Annotated in this window: 16 protein-coding genes; 8 read left to right on the forward strand and 8 right to left on the reverse strand. The window is 64.6% G+C overall.

Translation table 11 applies throughout. The annotated features are described in order from the left end of the window. A partial coding sequence (locus Mlute_RS10980; protein ID WP_119360690.1) for a bioflim formation protein occupies positions 1 to 428 on the forward strand: 428 nt, incomplete at its 5' end. Between the two features lie 43 nt (positions 429 to 471). Here Mlute_RS10980 and Mlute_RS10985 read toward each other — a convergent pair. Then, positions 472 to 1377 carry a DeoR family transcriptional regulator gene (locus Mlute_RS10985; protein ID WP_119360691.1) on the reverse strand — a complete coding sequence of 302 codons (906 nt, stop codon included), beginning with the start codon at positions 1375 to 1377 and terminating at the stop codon, positions 472 to 474. A gap of 220 nt (positions 1378 to 1597) precedes the next feature. On the opposite strand from Mlute_RS10985, the gene Mlute_RS10990 reads away from it, so the two are divergent. Beyond that, a complete protein-coding gene (locus tag Mlute_RS10990; RefSeq protein ID WP_119360692.1) occupies positions 1598 to 2959 on the forward strand; it encodes an ammonium transporter in 1362 nt (453 codons plus the stop codon). 9 nt (positions 2960 to 2968) lie between these two features. Next, a complete protein-coding gene (locus tag Mlute_RS10995; protein WP_119360693.1) occupies positions 2969 to 3319 on the forward strand; it encodes a P-II family nitrogen regulator in 351 nt (116 codons plus the stop codon). 42 nt (positions 3320 to 3361) lie between these two features. Here Mlute_RS10995 and Mlute_RS11000 read toward each other — a convergent pair whose 3' ends face one another. Next, on the reverse strand, positions 3362 to 3586 hold the full coding sequence (locus Mlute_RS11000) for a hypothetical protein (RefSeq protein ID WP_119360694.1): 225 nt from the start codon (positions 3584 to 3586) through the stop codon (positions 3362 to 3364). A 174-nt stretch (positions 3587 to 3760) separates the two neighbouring features. Between Mlute_RS11000 and Mlute_RS11005 the strand changes: the two genes are divergently transcribed. Further along, positions 3761 to 4972, forward strand: a complete 1212-nt coding sequence (locus Mlute_RS11005) for a peptidase S8 and S53 subtilisin kexin sedolisin (RefSeq protein WP_119360695.1) — start codon at positions 3761 to 3763, stop codon at positions 4970 to 4972. A 35-nt stretch (positions 4973 to 5007) separates the two neighbouring features. Here Mlute_RS11005 and Mlute_RS11010 read toward each other — a convergent pair whose 3' ends face one another. Further along, positions 5008 to 5988, reverse strand: a complete 981-nt coding sequence (locus tag Mlute_RS11010; protein ID WP_119360696.1) for an ABC transporter ATP-binding protein — start codon at positions 5986 to 5988, stop codon at positions 5008 to 5010. A gap of 59 nt (positions 5989 to 6047) precedes the next feature. Here Mlute_RS11010 and pdxH point away from each other — a divergent pair, with 59 nt between their 5' ends. Continuing rightward, positions 6048 to 6677, forward strand: coding sequence for a pyridoxamine 5'-phosphate oxidase (gene pdxH, locus Mlute_RS11015; protein ID WP_119360697.1), 630 nt, complete (start codon positions 6048 to 6050; stop codon positions 6675 to 6677). On the opposite strand, the gene Mlute_RS11020 is transcribed toward pdxH, so the two are convergent. The 3 genes from Mlute_RS11020 to Mlute_RS11030 are packed head-to-tail and all read right to left on the reverse strand — an operon-like array spanning position 6678 to position 8371. Beyond that, positions 6678 to 7319, reverse strand: coding sequence for a phosphoribosyltransferase (locus tag Mlute_RS11020; protein ID WP_119360698.1), 642 nt, complete (start codon positions 7317 to 7319; stop codon positions 6678 to 6680). It lies immediately after the preceding gene. A 25-nt stretch (positions 7320 to 7344) separates the two neighbouring features. Beyond that, a complete protein-coding gene (locus Mlute_RS11025; protein ID WP_119360699.1) occupies positions 7345 to 7779 on the reverse strand; it encodes a hypothetical protein in 435 nt (144 codons plus the stop codon). 52 nt (positions 7780 to 7831) lie between these two features. Further along, on the reverse strand, positions 7832 to 8371 hold the full coding sequence (locus tag Mlute_RS11030; protein ID WP_119360700.1) for an inorganic diphosphatase: 540 nt from the start codon (positions 8369 to 8371) through the stop codon (positions 7832 to 7834). 129 nt (positions 8372 to 8500) lie between these two features. Here Mlute_RS11030 and Mlute_RS11035 point away from each other — a divergent pair, with 129 nt between their 5' ends. Together Mlute_RS11035 and Mlute_RS11040 are read left to right on the forward strand one after the other, a co-directional pair. Then, positions 8501 to 9325 carry a hypothetical protein gene (locus Mlute_RS11035; protein WP_245958942.1) on the forward strand — a complete coding sequence of 275 codons (825 nt, stop codon included), beginning with the start codon at positions 8501 to 8503 and terminating at the stop codon, positions 9323 to 9325. Beyond that, on the forward strand, positions 9322 to 9975 hold the full coding sequence (locus Mlute_RS11040; protein ID WP_119360701.1) for an outer membrane lipoprotein carrier protein LolA: 654 nt from the start codon (positions 9322 to 9324) through the stop codon (positions 9973 to 9975). Before Mlute_RS11035 ends, Mlute_RS11040 begins: the two co-directional genes overlap by 4 nt. A 12-nt stretch (positions 9976 to 9987) precedes the next feature. Here Mlute_RS11040 and Mlute_RS11045 read toward each other — a convergent pair whose 3' ends face one another. Continuing rightward, a complete protein-coding gene (locus Mlute_RS11045; protein WP_182482548.1) occupies positions 9988 to 11307 on the reverse strand; it encodes an NYN domain-containing protein in 1320 nt (439 codons plus the stop codon). Between the two features lie 163 nt (positions 11308 to 11470). Here Mlute_RS11045 and Mlute_RS11050 point away from each other — a divergent pair, with 163 nt between their 5' ends. Beyond that, the gene (locus Mlute_RS11050; protein ID WP_119360703.1) at positions 11471 to 12340 is read left to right on the forward strand and encodes a DMT family transporter; all 870 of its coding nucleotides are present in this window, start codon (positions 11471 to 11473) and stop codon (positions 12338 to 12340) included. A 2-nt stretch (positions 12341 to 12342) separates the two neighbouring features. Here the strand turns inward: Mlute_RS11050 and Mlute_RS11055 are convergent. Further along, positions 12343 to 12716, reverse strand: a 374-nt coding sequence (locus Mlute_RS11055) for a molybdopterin dinucleotide binding domain-containing protein (protein ID WP_281270864.1), incomplete at its 5' end; no start/stop codon positions are given.

Consider the following 12716-nt stretch of genomic DNA (forward strand, 5'->3'; position numbering starts at 1 on the left):
GGTATGGGGTGGGTCGGGGGCTCATCCTACAGGGCAGCACGGGTCTGCCCTTGAGCCCTTTGGGGGTTGACACTGGGCTGGACGTTGAGGCCATTGTGCCTACCAGCTTTGACAACCTCGAGCTTTGGGCCCTTTTTAAGCTCAACCTTTTCCCAGCCCTCGTGGTGGCCGACCTTCCGCTTTCGGCAGGGCTGGCTCTGGACCTAAGCTACAACACCCAAGGCCGCTTGCTGGGGCTGCACCTTGGGCCTATTGCCAGCCTGGAGATTCCGGGAGGGGCCCTTTCGGGGTACGTGGGCCTAGGCTACGAGGGAGGCTTCAACCTGGCCTATGGCCTGGGGGGACGGTTGTACCTGGAGCCAATCGCCTTGGAGGTTGGCCTGTCCGACCGCTACCCCTTTAAGGTGGCCGTGGTCTACCTTTGGTAGGGCCTCGTGGGGCCTTGTGGCCGCCCAGGAAGCCTGGGCGGCTTTATTTGCCCATGTACACCTGGCCTAAAGCGTAAGCCACTGACAGAGCCTTTTCGTAGTGCATCCGAAGCGGCCCCAGCAAAGAGAGTTCCCCCACCCGGTCGCTCAACCCAATCCCAGCCTGCACCAGTGAGATGCCCTCCTCCTCCCCCACCCGGATGTTCATGCCGCCCGGTGGGGTGAAGGTGGTGTCGCTGGGGGCCTCAAAAACGGTGATGGCCTGGCGCAGGAAGGCCGGGTTCTGCGCCTCGGGCTCACTCAACAGCAGGGCCATACCCTCGCGGTACTCCTCTGGGCTGCCCTGGGCAAAGGCCCGCGCCACCGACTCGTAGAGTTCCAGCATGGCCGGGGTGCTGGCCTTGAGGGGCTGGGCGCTGCGGAACAAGCGGCGTTCGGCCTCAGCGAGCTGGGCTTCGGTGGGGGTAAAGGAGAGCTCGAGCCGAGCCTCCCGCACCTTTCCCCCCTCCAAAACCGCCACCGCCAGCACCTGGCCCGGTGTCAGGTTGGAGAGGTGCACCTGTAGGAGCCGGGGGGCCTGCCGGGGTTTGAGCCGGAGCATCGCCGGGTAGCCTGAGAGCTTGGAGGCCACCTGGACCAGAAGGGCCTCACGCCGCGCCCCTGCGCCCTCCAGCACCTGGGCCAGCTTGTCCAGGGTGGTCTGGGGTAGGGGTTGGGGCGGAAGTTTGGAGAGGGCGTAGTGGCGAAAACCGGCCCGCGTGGGTATGCGCCCAGAAGAGGCGTGGGGCTTGCTGATGAAGCCCTGCTGCTCGAGCTCAATGAGCTCGTAGCGCACGGTGGCGGGCGACAACGAAAGGCGCTCCGCTAGTGTCCCCGAGGCCACCGGGGCCCGGGTCTCAATGTATCGGTCCACCAGCAGATGCAAGATGCGCCGCTGCCGCTCGGTCATCCCTTCGCCCAGTTTAGGCCCAAATCCCCTTTGGGGGTAGGATGAGCGGCACAAACCTCGGGCTGTTTTTGTTGGTACGTTTTGCAATATTTTGACTTTGAAAACACATTACTTTTATCTATTCTGGAAGAGTGTATCACTATATTACAACATATGAGCAATAAGTTATTGACATTTTGCAAAAATGCGGGTAGCCTCAGACCCAGGAGGTGAAGGGTTGATGAAAAACCTTCGACTGCCCTTATTCCTGCTGGGGTCGCTGGGGGGCCTGGCGCTGGCCGAGGACCCTGCGATGAGCGCTGCGGATACCGCTTGGATGCTGACGGCAACGGGGTTGGTGTTGCTGATGACCCCTGCCCTGGCTTTCTTCTACGGGGGGTTGGTGCGCTCCAAGAACGTTCTCAACACCATGATGATGAGCTTCTCGGCCCTGGGGTTCGTGGGGGTGGCCTGGGCCCTTCTGGGCTACACCCTGGCCCTCTCAGGGGAGGGCAACTTCATCGGTGACCTGCGGTACGCCCTGTTGAGCAACGTGGGCCTTGAGAATAAAGGGGCCATTGCCTCCATCACCATCCCCCACCTGCTTTGGATGGTCTTCCAGGGTACCTTCGCCATCATCACCGCGGCCCTGGTCTCAGGGGCAATTGTGGAGCGGATGCGCTTTCCAGCCTTCTTGCTCTTCATCACCCTCTGGAGCCTGGTGGTCTATGCTCCCATCGCCAAGTGGGTCTGGGGGGGCGGTTTTCTGGCCGACCTAGGGGCCTGGGACTTTGCCGGGGGTACGGTGGTGCACATCAACGCGGGCATCGCGGCCTTGGTCGCGGCGCTCGTGCTGGGGCCGCGCAAGGACTTTGGCCGCCAGGCTATCCTGCCCCACAATGTGCCCTTTGTGCTGCTGGGGGCAGCCTTCTTGTGGCTTGGCTGGTTTGGTTTCAACGCGGGCAGCGCCTGGGCCGCGAACGCCACCGCTGGGCTGGCCCTGGCCAACACCATCTTGGCCCCGGCGGCTACCCTGGTGGTCTGGTCGCTTCTGGAGCTGTCCCGCACCGGCCGGGTTACGGCGGTAGGCCTGGCCACGGCGATTGTGGTGGGCCTGGTGGTCATCACCCCCGCGGCGGCCTTTGTCGCCCCCATCTACGCGCTGGCCATGGGGGCGCTTGGGGCCTTCCCCAGCTACTTTGCCCTCCTGTGGCGGGCCAAAAGTGGGCTGGACGATTCCCTGGATGTGTTCGCTGCCCACGGCGTGGCGGGCATGGCCGGTGCGGTCCTGACCGGGGTCTTCGCCCAGGAGTCCGTCAACGGGCTTTTCAATGGCCTCATCGGGGGCAACCCAGCCCAGGTGTTCGTTCAGGCCTTTGCGGTTCTGATTGCGGTGGTCTACAGCGCGGGGATGACCTTTTTGCTGCTCAAGCTGGTGGGGGCCTTGATTCCCCTCAAAGCCTTGCCCAAGGAGGAGGGGCTGGGTATGGATGTTACCCAGCACGGCGAGGAGGCCTACACCAGCGGGGAAGGGGCGATTCTGGTGCGCAGCGAAGCGCCTAGGCCCTCGGCCCAGCCCAAGCCGGTGGGAGGAACCGACTAGGAGGTTGGCATGAAGCTGGTCGTGGCGATTGTCCGCCCGGAGAAGCTAAACGATGTGCTGGAAGCGCTTTTTAGGGCTGAGGTGCGGGGTCTTTCAATCAGCCGGGTGCAGGGACACGGCGGAGAGACCGAGCGGGTAGAGACCTACCGGGGCACCACCGTCAAGATGGAGCTCTCTGAGAAGGTTCGCCTGGAGATTGGGGTTTCCGACCACTTTGTGGAGCCCACGGTGCGGGCTATTCTGGCCTCGGCGCGTACCGGGGAGGTGGGGGACGGCAAGATATTTGTGCTGCCGGTGGAGAAGGTTTACCGCATCCGTACTGGTGAGGAGGATACCGCCGCGGTGACCCCGGTGGGCTGAAGCCTGATGGAAAGGACCCGGTGGGGCTGCCCACCGGGTCTTTCAGTTAATCCAGCGGCTGCGCTGGTAGGGGCAGCGGGCCATCTGGGGGCATTTGCGTCGCCCTTGGCGGAGGGCGGCGGCTTGGGCGGGGTTGAGGGCTTCCCGGCAGACCGGGCAGCGCTCGCGCGCCCCGGGTCGCGGCCCTGGCAACAGGAAGCTTTTTAGGATTCGCAGGAGGAAGTAGGCCACCAGCCCCAGGAGCAATGCTGCCAGCAAGACATCCATCGGATGATTCTAGCACCCCCGAGGCGCCGTTTCACCGGCGTTTCAGACTGAGTTAAGACCCCTTTTGCTACCCTTAGGGGGCCCACGGCAGGCCGGACCCTGCCAAATGTGCCGCCCAATCCTGCGTTCCATCCGCTTCTGCCGTGGGCTAAACCCTGCTAAGGAGTGAGCGGAATGGTAAGAATCTTCAACGCATCGCTTCTGACCATCTTGGCCCTTTTCCTAGCCGCCTGCGGAGGAAGCAGCCCCCCGCCCCCCTCGAGCATCACCCTCACCGTGGACCCCGGGGTCGGCTTTAACGCTGCAGCCTACCAGGTGGGCTCGGGGCCCTGGCAGACCCTGAACCTGAGCGGCAGCCCCCTCACCGGGACCTTCAACCTGAACGGTGAGACCAAGTATGGGGTGGCGGTGCGGTGCAGCAGCCTGGTGGTCCGGGTAATCCAGGCCACCGCCGGTGAGCTGCCCAACCCCAAGCTGGCCTGCAGCGCCAGCGCCCCTTCTACGGTTGCCTTCACCCTGAACCTGAGCGTGGCCTCAAGCCTCTTTGCCTCCGGGGACCAGGTGTGCGTGAACAGCGGCAATTGCCAGCCTGCCGCTGCCAGCATGTCCATTGCCCTGAACCTCACCCCCGGGACCCAGGACCTCCTGGTCACCCTGCAAAACGGCTCCGCTGTGAAGGTGGCCAAGGTGCTCAAAGGGGTGAGCGTGAGCGCCGGGGGCAACCACAGCGCGAGCCTGGGGACCAGCGACCAGCTCCCCGTGGTTAATCTGAGCCTGCCCACGCCCCCGGCCGGCTACACCCTCTCGGGCCCAGGCGTGGGGGTCCTTTACCTAAGCGCAGGTGGAGCCCAGGGTGGGGTGAACGCTTCCCTCACTAGTTACCGGCCGGTGAGCGGCTTCTCTTCGGGGGACCTCTATGGGGCGATAGCCGCGGCGACCGGGAGCAACGCCTCCCTCTCGAGCCTTGAGGCCTTTTCGGGTGGAGCCCCCATCCTGAGCCTGCCCGCTCCTTGGGCCAGCTCGAGCCTCACCGTGAACCAGACCGCCCACCCCAGCGTGAGCGGCCTTTCGCGCAGCGAGGCCGACCTGCGGTGGTACAAGTTGTACCTGCAAATCCCCGCCCAGATCTACTACACCGCTTTCGTGAGCAAAGGCTGGTTGGGAAGCACCACCACCTACGCCCTGCCTGACCTCTCGAGCCCCTTGGGTTACGTCGCCCCGAGCAGTGGTTCGGGGAGCTTTGAGCTAAGCGCGTTTTTCAGCAACAAGGCTGCTTTGGCCCTGGGCCCCGGGACGACCAGCCCGCAGGCGGGGGACTACCTCCGGGAGGCCAAGGTCTCCACCTCTTCCTTCAGCTTGGGGGGCGGCTCGATTAGCCTGCCCTAACCGTCGAGCGGGCGCGGGGGCCTAGGCCTCCGGGCCTAGGCCTGTCCGGTTGCGAAGACCTTCCCGATGACCTCTTCCAAGGCCGGTTCGCGCACCTCGAGGTCGTCCAGAGGAAGTTCCCCCAGCAGCTGGCTGACCCGGGCCACGAGCTGCTCGCGCTGGATGAGCAGCCGGGCCTCCCGCCCCTCCAGGCTTCTGAGTTCCCCGTACCGCTCGAGCCGATCCTGTTCCATAGGCACAGCGAGCTTTAGGTAAACCTCCCGGTAGGGGGCAAAGCGTTCCAACAGCCCTGAAAGGGCCCCATCGTAGAACAAGCGTCCTTGGTGAATCACCAGGACCCGCTCGCATAAGGCAGTGATATCGGCCATGTAATGGCTGGTCAGGAGGATGGTGGCCCGGTAACGCCGGTTGTACTCCAGCAGGAATTCCCGCACCGCGACTTGGGCGTTCACGTCCAGCCCCAAGGTGGGCTCGTCTAGGAATAAGACCTGGGGGTGGTGCAGCAGGGCTGCGAGGAGCTCGGCCTTCATCCGCTCGCCTAGGCTCAGCTTGCGCACCGGCTGGTGGAGTTTGTCGGTTAGGCCCAGCATCTCGCTCAGCTCCCCCACCCGCCTCCTGAACTCGGCCTCGGGGATTTCGTAGACCGCGGCATTTACCCGAAAGCTCTCAGCCGCCGGCAGGTCCCAGATGAGCTGCTGCTTGTTCCCCATCACCAAGGTAATCTTGCGCAAAAAGGTGTACTCCCGCCGGAATGGCTCGTGCCCGGCCACCTCCACCCGGCCCTCGCTGGGGTGGATGAGACCCGAGAGGAGCTTTAGGGTGGTGGTCTTTCCAGCCCCGTTGGGACCTAGAAAACCCACCACCTCTCCAGGCTCAATCCGAAAGGAAACCTGCCGCACCGCCTCCACATGCCGGTACCGGCGGCGAAAAAAGTGCTGCAGCGTGCCCACAAAACCCGGCTCCTTGAGGGCCACCGGGTAGCGTTTGGACAGATTTTCAGCCCAGATTTGGCTCACCCGAATAAGTATAGCCGGGAGAACAGCCCCCTTACTCCGCGGGGGCATAATTTGGGTTCATGTTCCGCGAGCTGCGCAACGAATACACCCGAGGAACCCTGAGCGAGGCCGAGGCCCACCCCGACCCCTTCCGGCAGCTCGAGCGGTGGCTGGCCGAGGCCATTGAGGCCGGGCTGTACGAACCCCACGGGATGACCCTCTCCACGGTGGGCCCCCAGGGGCGGCCGAGCAGCCGGGTCGTGCTGTTGCGGGAGATGGACCAGGAGGGCTTGGTCTTCTACACCAATTACGAAAGCCGCAAGGGCCAGGAGCTGGCCCAGAACCCCTGGGCCTGCCTCAACTTCTGGTGGCCTCCCCTGGAGCGCCAGGTGCGGGTGGAAGGGCAGGTGGAGCGGCTGCCGCCTGAGCGCTCCGACCGTTACTTCGCCAGCCGCCCCTACGAGAGCCAGCTTGGGGCTTGGGCCAGCCCGCAAAGCCAGGTGCTGCCCAGCCGGGAGGTACTGGAGGCCCGGCTGGCCGATTACCGGGCGCGCTTCCCGAAGGAGGTGCCCCGGCCCCCCCACTGGGGGGGATACTGCCTGAGGCCCGACTACTTTGAGTTCTGGCAGGGCCGGCCCAGCCGGCTGCACGACCGGCTGGCCTACCGGCTGGCCCCGGGGGGCTGGCGGATTGAGCGGCTGGCCCCTTGACTAGGACACCCGCAGCAGATATAGCACCTCTTCATCGGAGACCTGGGGGAAGCGCTCGTACCACAGGCCCACCGCACGAAAGTCGGGAGGGGCCTTCAAGCAGACCACCGTGTCGGCCAGGGCCTCCATCTCCCGCAGCGCCTCGGGAGGGGCCACCGGGACCGCCACCACCAGCCGGGCAGGCCTCTGGGCTCGAGCAGCGGCGATGGCGGCCTTCATGGTGGCCCCGGTGGCCAGCCCATCATCTACTAGAAGGACCACCTTTCCCCCAAGCTCGGGGGGCGGCCTCTCCCCCCGGTAGAACCTCTCGCGCCGCAGAAGCTCCTGGGTTTCGCGTGCTTCCACCTGCGCTATGGCCTCGGCGGGAATGCCCAGCCCCCGGATGACCTCCTCGTTGAGCACCCGTCCCCCACCCGCGGCGATGGCCCCTAGGGCCAGCTCCTCGTGGCCGGGGACGCCTAGCTTGCGCACCACCCAGACATCCAGGGGCGCGCCCAGCCTCTGGGCAATCGGATGGGCCACCAGAACCCCACCCCGGGGCAGGGCGAAGACCAGAACCTGGGGCTCGCGGCCGTACCCCAGCGCCACCAACCGCTCGGCCAAACGCTCCCCAGCCTGCTGGCGATCCCGGAAGCGGTCCACAGGGGCATTCTATGCCAGCATCACGTCAGAGGACGCCGTAGTTGTAGGTTTCGTTGCGCCCGTTTTTGTCCACAATGGCCCACCAACGATGCTCGGACAGGGTGGGCATATGGAGTAAAAACACCCAGAACTTTTCGGGATTCTCTCCCCCATCAGGCTGCAAGGGGCTTTCGGGGGTGATCAGGGTGAGCTGGGAATCGCCGGCGTTCATGAAGTCCCGAACGGCGTTTTGAAGCTCTTCTGGGTCGGGCTCCTCGGAAAGGTCGTAGGCCGAAGGGTCGGCCTCAATCAGGCCCAGCGGGCTTTGCTCGTCGCTGCCATCCTCAATGAAGCTGCGGATGGCGGCCTCCAGCGCCTCGAGGAAGCCGTCCTCGTCGGCTATTTGGGCGGGTACCTCCACGCTCAAGTCGGGCACCTCGAGCGCCTTTAGCAAGGACTCTATGCGCTGCTGTAGGGCCATAGTGGTCGCTGGATTACATAACCACAAACGCCGGCCCTGGTCAAGCCACCTTTCAGCCGGCCTTGGCCGCTTTGAAGCGCTCAATGCAGGCCTTGACCTCGGCCAGCGCAGCGGCCTTGTCCTTCCAGCCGGAAACCTTGACCCACTTGCCCTTGTGGGCCTCCAGGGCCTTGTAGGTCTCAAAGAAGTTCTGGATTTCCTGTTTGTGGGCGGTGGGCAGGTCGCCGAGGTCTTGGATGTGATCCCAGCGCGGGTCTTCGGCCACCACCCCGATAATCTTGGCGTCGCCGCCTTTTTCGTCCTGCATGTCCACCATGCCAATAATCCGCACATCCACCACCACCCCCGGCAACAGGGGGTAGGTGGAGAGGATGATGCCGTCCAGGGGGTCGCCGTCCTCGGCCAGGGTGGAGGGGATGAAGCCGTAGTCGCCCGGATAGAACTGGGCCGTGGGGAGTACCCGGTCGAGCTTGACGGCCTCGAGGTCGGGGTCGTACTCGTACTTGTTGGAAGAGCCACGCGGTACTTCGATCACCATATGGACAATTTCGGGGGCCCTTTTACCAACCGGCAGGTTCTTGAGGTTCGCCATAGCGCCCCTATTCTGCCATAAAGCCGGCGGTGGAGTTTGCCCAGGCGGGGGGTTTTGGGTGGCGAACCGCGCTCAAGGCTTCCCTCGGGGGCCCGGCTGAGGGAAAATAGCCCGAAGGGCGCTTTGTCTATGGGCAACCCTTGGGTCTACGTTGCAACCACCGCGGTTCTGGCCTGGTGTGCAGGCTCGGCCCAGTCCCTCACCTTCGGGCTCTACGCTCGTCTGCCCGACTCCCCAACGCTCACCCTCGAGGCCACCCTGCCGCTGGGGGCGTTTGACCTGGAGGCCCGCCTGCAGCGCGATGCGCTGGGGCTGGGGCTGGGCAGTTCACTGGAGTTCAGCGCCCTGGGACGCCTGAGCTATGGCGCGCGAGCCAGCCTGGGGTTCGCGGGCTGGGGGGTTGAGGGCCGCATCGGCGGAACCTTCGGGCCGGTGGCGGCCAGCCTGGAGACAGGCTACAGCAGCGCCCTGCGCTCCCAGTTGTGGGTGGGCGACGAGGCCGAAGGGGGACTCAAAGTGGGGCTGGGCGGACGCTACCGCTTGAGCCCAAGGGAGACTTTGGGCCTGGGGCTGGGCTTCAAACGCAACCTGGCCGGCCTCGCTAGTGGCCTAGGCGAACTCAGCTATGCCTTGCGCCAGGAGCAAACCTACACCTTCGGGCTGGGGGTGGATGATTCACGCCTGTACGGCATTCTAGGCTGGCGGGGTGAGCTAGACGAGGCCGGGACGCTGCTCGAGGCCACCCTGCGGGTCGGGCAGCTCTGGCGGCTCGAGGCAGCCCTCACCGCGCCCCTGGACGAGGAACTCGACAATCTTAAGCTGCGCCTAACCGCAGCCTACCCCTGGGCAGCTACCCTGGGGCTGGAGGCCTACGGCTTCCGCGCCGATGCAAGCTACGACGGTGGGTTTTCGCTATGGCTACGCTACACGCTCAGTTTTGGAGGCAATGAATGAAGAAGTGGTTGGCAATCGCCCTCTTATCCCTTGGCCTGGTGGCGGCCCAGAGCATCGCCGAGATTACCCGCCAGGTGCAGGCCAACCTGGAGCGCGCGCCCTGGGAGGCCACCCTCACCGGCAAGGTGCAGCTCCCCGACGGCAGCACCCAGGAGGCCGAGTTCCGGCTTCAGGTGATTCCGGGCAAAGAGCAACTGGCCCGGGTGGAGTTCAAAAAGCCCGCCGCCCTCGAGGGCAACTTTGTGGTGATCTCGGACAAGGAGGTCTGGAACTACCTGTTCCTGACCAACCAGCTCATCATCCAGCCTCGAGCCAAGGGCCGCGTGGAGGGCCTGGGGATCAACCTGACCGACCTGGGCGACTTTGAGCAGCTCTCCGAGCGGGTTGCGCTCAGGCTGCTGGGCGAGCAAACCACCCCCGCCGGGGCCGCCTGGCGCATTGGCGGGGTTCCCAAGGACCCCTCGCTGGGCTTTGCCAGCATGGAAATCCTGGTGCTCAAGGCCGACCCCCGCCCCCTGGCCATCACCCTGCGCGACAGCAGCAACAGGGTGCTGGCCGACCTCAGCTTCAGCAGCTTTCGCCGGGCCAACCTAACCCCCCAGGCCCTGCGCAAGCGCCCCGCCGATGCCGAGGTGCTCCGGCGCAACTAGGCTGGGGCCTCCTCAGACCATGTCTGGGAGCAGTTGTTGCAGGGTTTCTTCCTTGACCTCCGATAGGGTGTCCTTTATTTTTTGCCGGGCCACGGTCTTGAGGGTGTCCATGAGGGTAGAGGGGGAGAGGCCCTCGTTCCTGAGGGTAATTTTCTGCTCGGAGAGCGGTGCTCCTTCGGGCTCGCAGAGGAACAGTCCGGCCGAGATGAAGCTGAGTAGCCCCAGCTTGGCGGCCTCCGACGATACAGCGCCGCTTAGCCCGTTGACGATGCTCTCTATGGCTGTGCCAAGGTCAACCCCCCGGATGGGGTTTTGGGCAATCCAGCTCGAGATGGTGTAAAGGTCCCTCGGCGATGGGAGGCGGAGAATTGGGTTCCCCGTCGCCAGGATGGAGCGGTAGGTATCAACGGAGTGTCGGTTTTTGAGGTCCATGTCGGGGAGCAGCTCCATCTCGCCGCGAACCGAGCCGCGGGCGACGACGACCACCTGCGACCCCGGGAGGCGGGCCACGCACAGCTCCGACTCTTTGCAGACGAACTGCATGTACTCAACGAACTTGGTGAACCCGAACTTAATTGGCTGAAACCCGGGAACCGCGTACCTAACGGCCTCCTGAACCACCGACAGGTTTATCCCATTTTTCATCAAGTCGGCCCGGCTTGCCGTGTCCTTTGTGTACCACTCAAGGATCTCCTTTGTCTTGGCCACCGCCGCTTCTAGGGTGAGCGTGGAAGCCTTTTTCACCTGTCGGGCCAGGCGGACGTTGCGGGGGTCGGTGACCTCGGCCTGGGCCGAGGGAAGGGTTTGCGGCGCCGGGCGCTCCTGGCGCTCTTCTTCCTCTGGGTCAGGTATCCAGACGAAAGCGTCGCAGACCGCTTGGAAGGTGCTGCTCGCGGACGACCTGTAGGCGCAGCCGATGACGGTCTTGCCGTATTCGTGGAGTTTCTTTGCCAGCGACGCAAAGCCTCCATCGCCAGAGACGATCACGAACACCTCCAGCGCCGGGCGCACGTGGGCCAGGTCCACCGCGTCGATGGCGAGCTGGATGTCCGCAGCGTTCTTCTTCGGCTCTCTGGAAAACCCGAAGACCTGGATGGGGTCAATCCCCAGCTCGTTGATTTCTCCCCTCATGATGGCAAGGCGGGGGTCGCTCCAGTTGGCGTAGGCCCGCTGCACGGCAATCTGGCCTATCTTTTCCGTTCGCCTTATCTCCTCGAGAATCTGGCTGAGGGATAGGTTCACAATCATCCGTTGGGAGAAGCTGTACCCCTTTAGGAGGTTCTCAATGTCGTAGAAGATGGCGGTGTTGAAGCGGACGGTGTTTTCCTTCATCGTGGGGCCCTCTTTCTGGGGATTGCCGCTCTGGCTGAGCGGGTTTTCCCGGCAGATTTTAGCCGTTCTGGGCGACATATGCACCAATGGGTCCACGCGCTCGGGCAGCCCAGGGTGGTCTTGAAGACCTTGGGAAGGACCTAGACCCTGTAGACTCTTTCCCATGCGCCGGGCCCGGCTTATAGGACTCCTCTACCTCAACCTGGCCACCTTGTTCTGGGGCAGCACCTTCGTCATGGTCAAGGATAGCCTGGCGACGCTCGAGCCCGGCCAGATTAACTTTGCCCGCTTCAGCGTGGCCACCCTGTTTTTCCTCCCCTTTCTTCTGGGCCAGAACAGGGCGCTTTGGTGGGCCGGCCTGGAGCTGGGGGCCTGGCTCTTCGCCGCCTACCTGACCCAGACCGTTGGGCTGCAGTACACCACCGCCAGCCGCAGCGCCTTCATCACTACCTTGTACGTGGTGGCCCTACCCCTGTTTATGGGGCTTTTGGGCCGCCGCCTACAGTGGCCAATCTGGGTGGGAGCGGGCTTGGCCATCCTGGGGGTGGGGCTGCTCTCCTACGACGGCTCCCCCCCCAACCTGGGGGACCTGTGGACCCTGGGCACCGCGCTTTGCTTCACCTTCTACATCTGGCGGATGGAAAGCCACACCCAGCGTTTTCCCGCCTTGCCTCTGACCGGTGTGCAGATGCTCACGGTGGCGGTGGGCTCGGGGCTTTGGACGCTTTTTGAAAGGCCCACCTGGGATTTTGAGGGCTTCCCCTACGCCTCCATCCTGTACCTAGGGGTGGTGGCCTCGGCGCTGTGCATATGGTTGCAGGCCCTGGGCCAACGGACGGTGCCCGCGCCGCAGGCGGCGGTGGTCTTCACCCTCGAGCCGGTATACGCGGCGGCGTTTGCCTATGTATTTTTAGGCGAGCGGCTGGGCCTTCAGGGGCTGGTGGGGGCGCTTTTAATCGTGGTCGCCACCTTGATTAGCCAGCTCAAGGGTGAGAAGCCCCGCCCCGAGCAGGTTACACCAGAAGTCGCTTGAGGTCAGGGCAGCGGTTCCAGCCGCACCGGGTTGCTGTGGAAGGTGGAGCCCGCACCTAGGTCGGTGAGGTGTTCGCCGGTGAGCCAGTTGATGCCCTTCCCATCGGGGGCCGGGGCCTCCCACCAGGTGCCCTCCAGCACCACCGTGCCCGGGATGGGGGCCTCCGAGACCCGCGCCCGCCGCACCACCGCGCCGTGTTGGGAGCGGATCCGCACCCGGGCCCCGTCCTTCACCCCGAAGGCCTGGGCGTCCTGGGGGTGCACCAGCAGGGTGGGCTCCCCCCCCTCGGCCTGCACCAGGCGCTCGATGTGCCCATAGGTGGTGTTCAGGAAGTGCTTGGCCGGGGGGGTGAGAAGGATCAGGGGGAACTCGGGGG

The organism is Meiothermus luteus (genome assembly GCF_003574085.1).
GTDB classification, from domain to species: Bacteria; Deinococcota; Deinococci; order Deinococcales; family Thermaceae; genus Meiothermus; species Meiothermus luteus.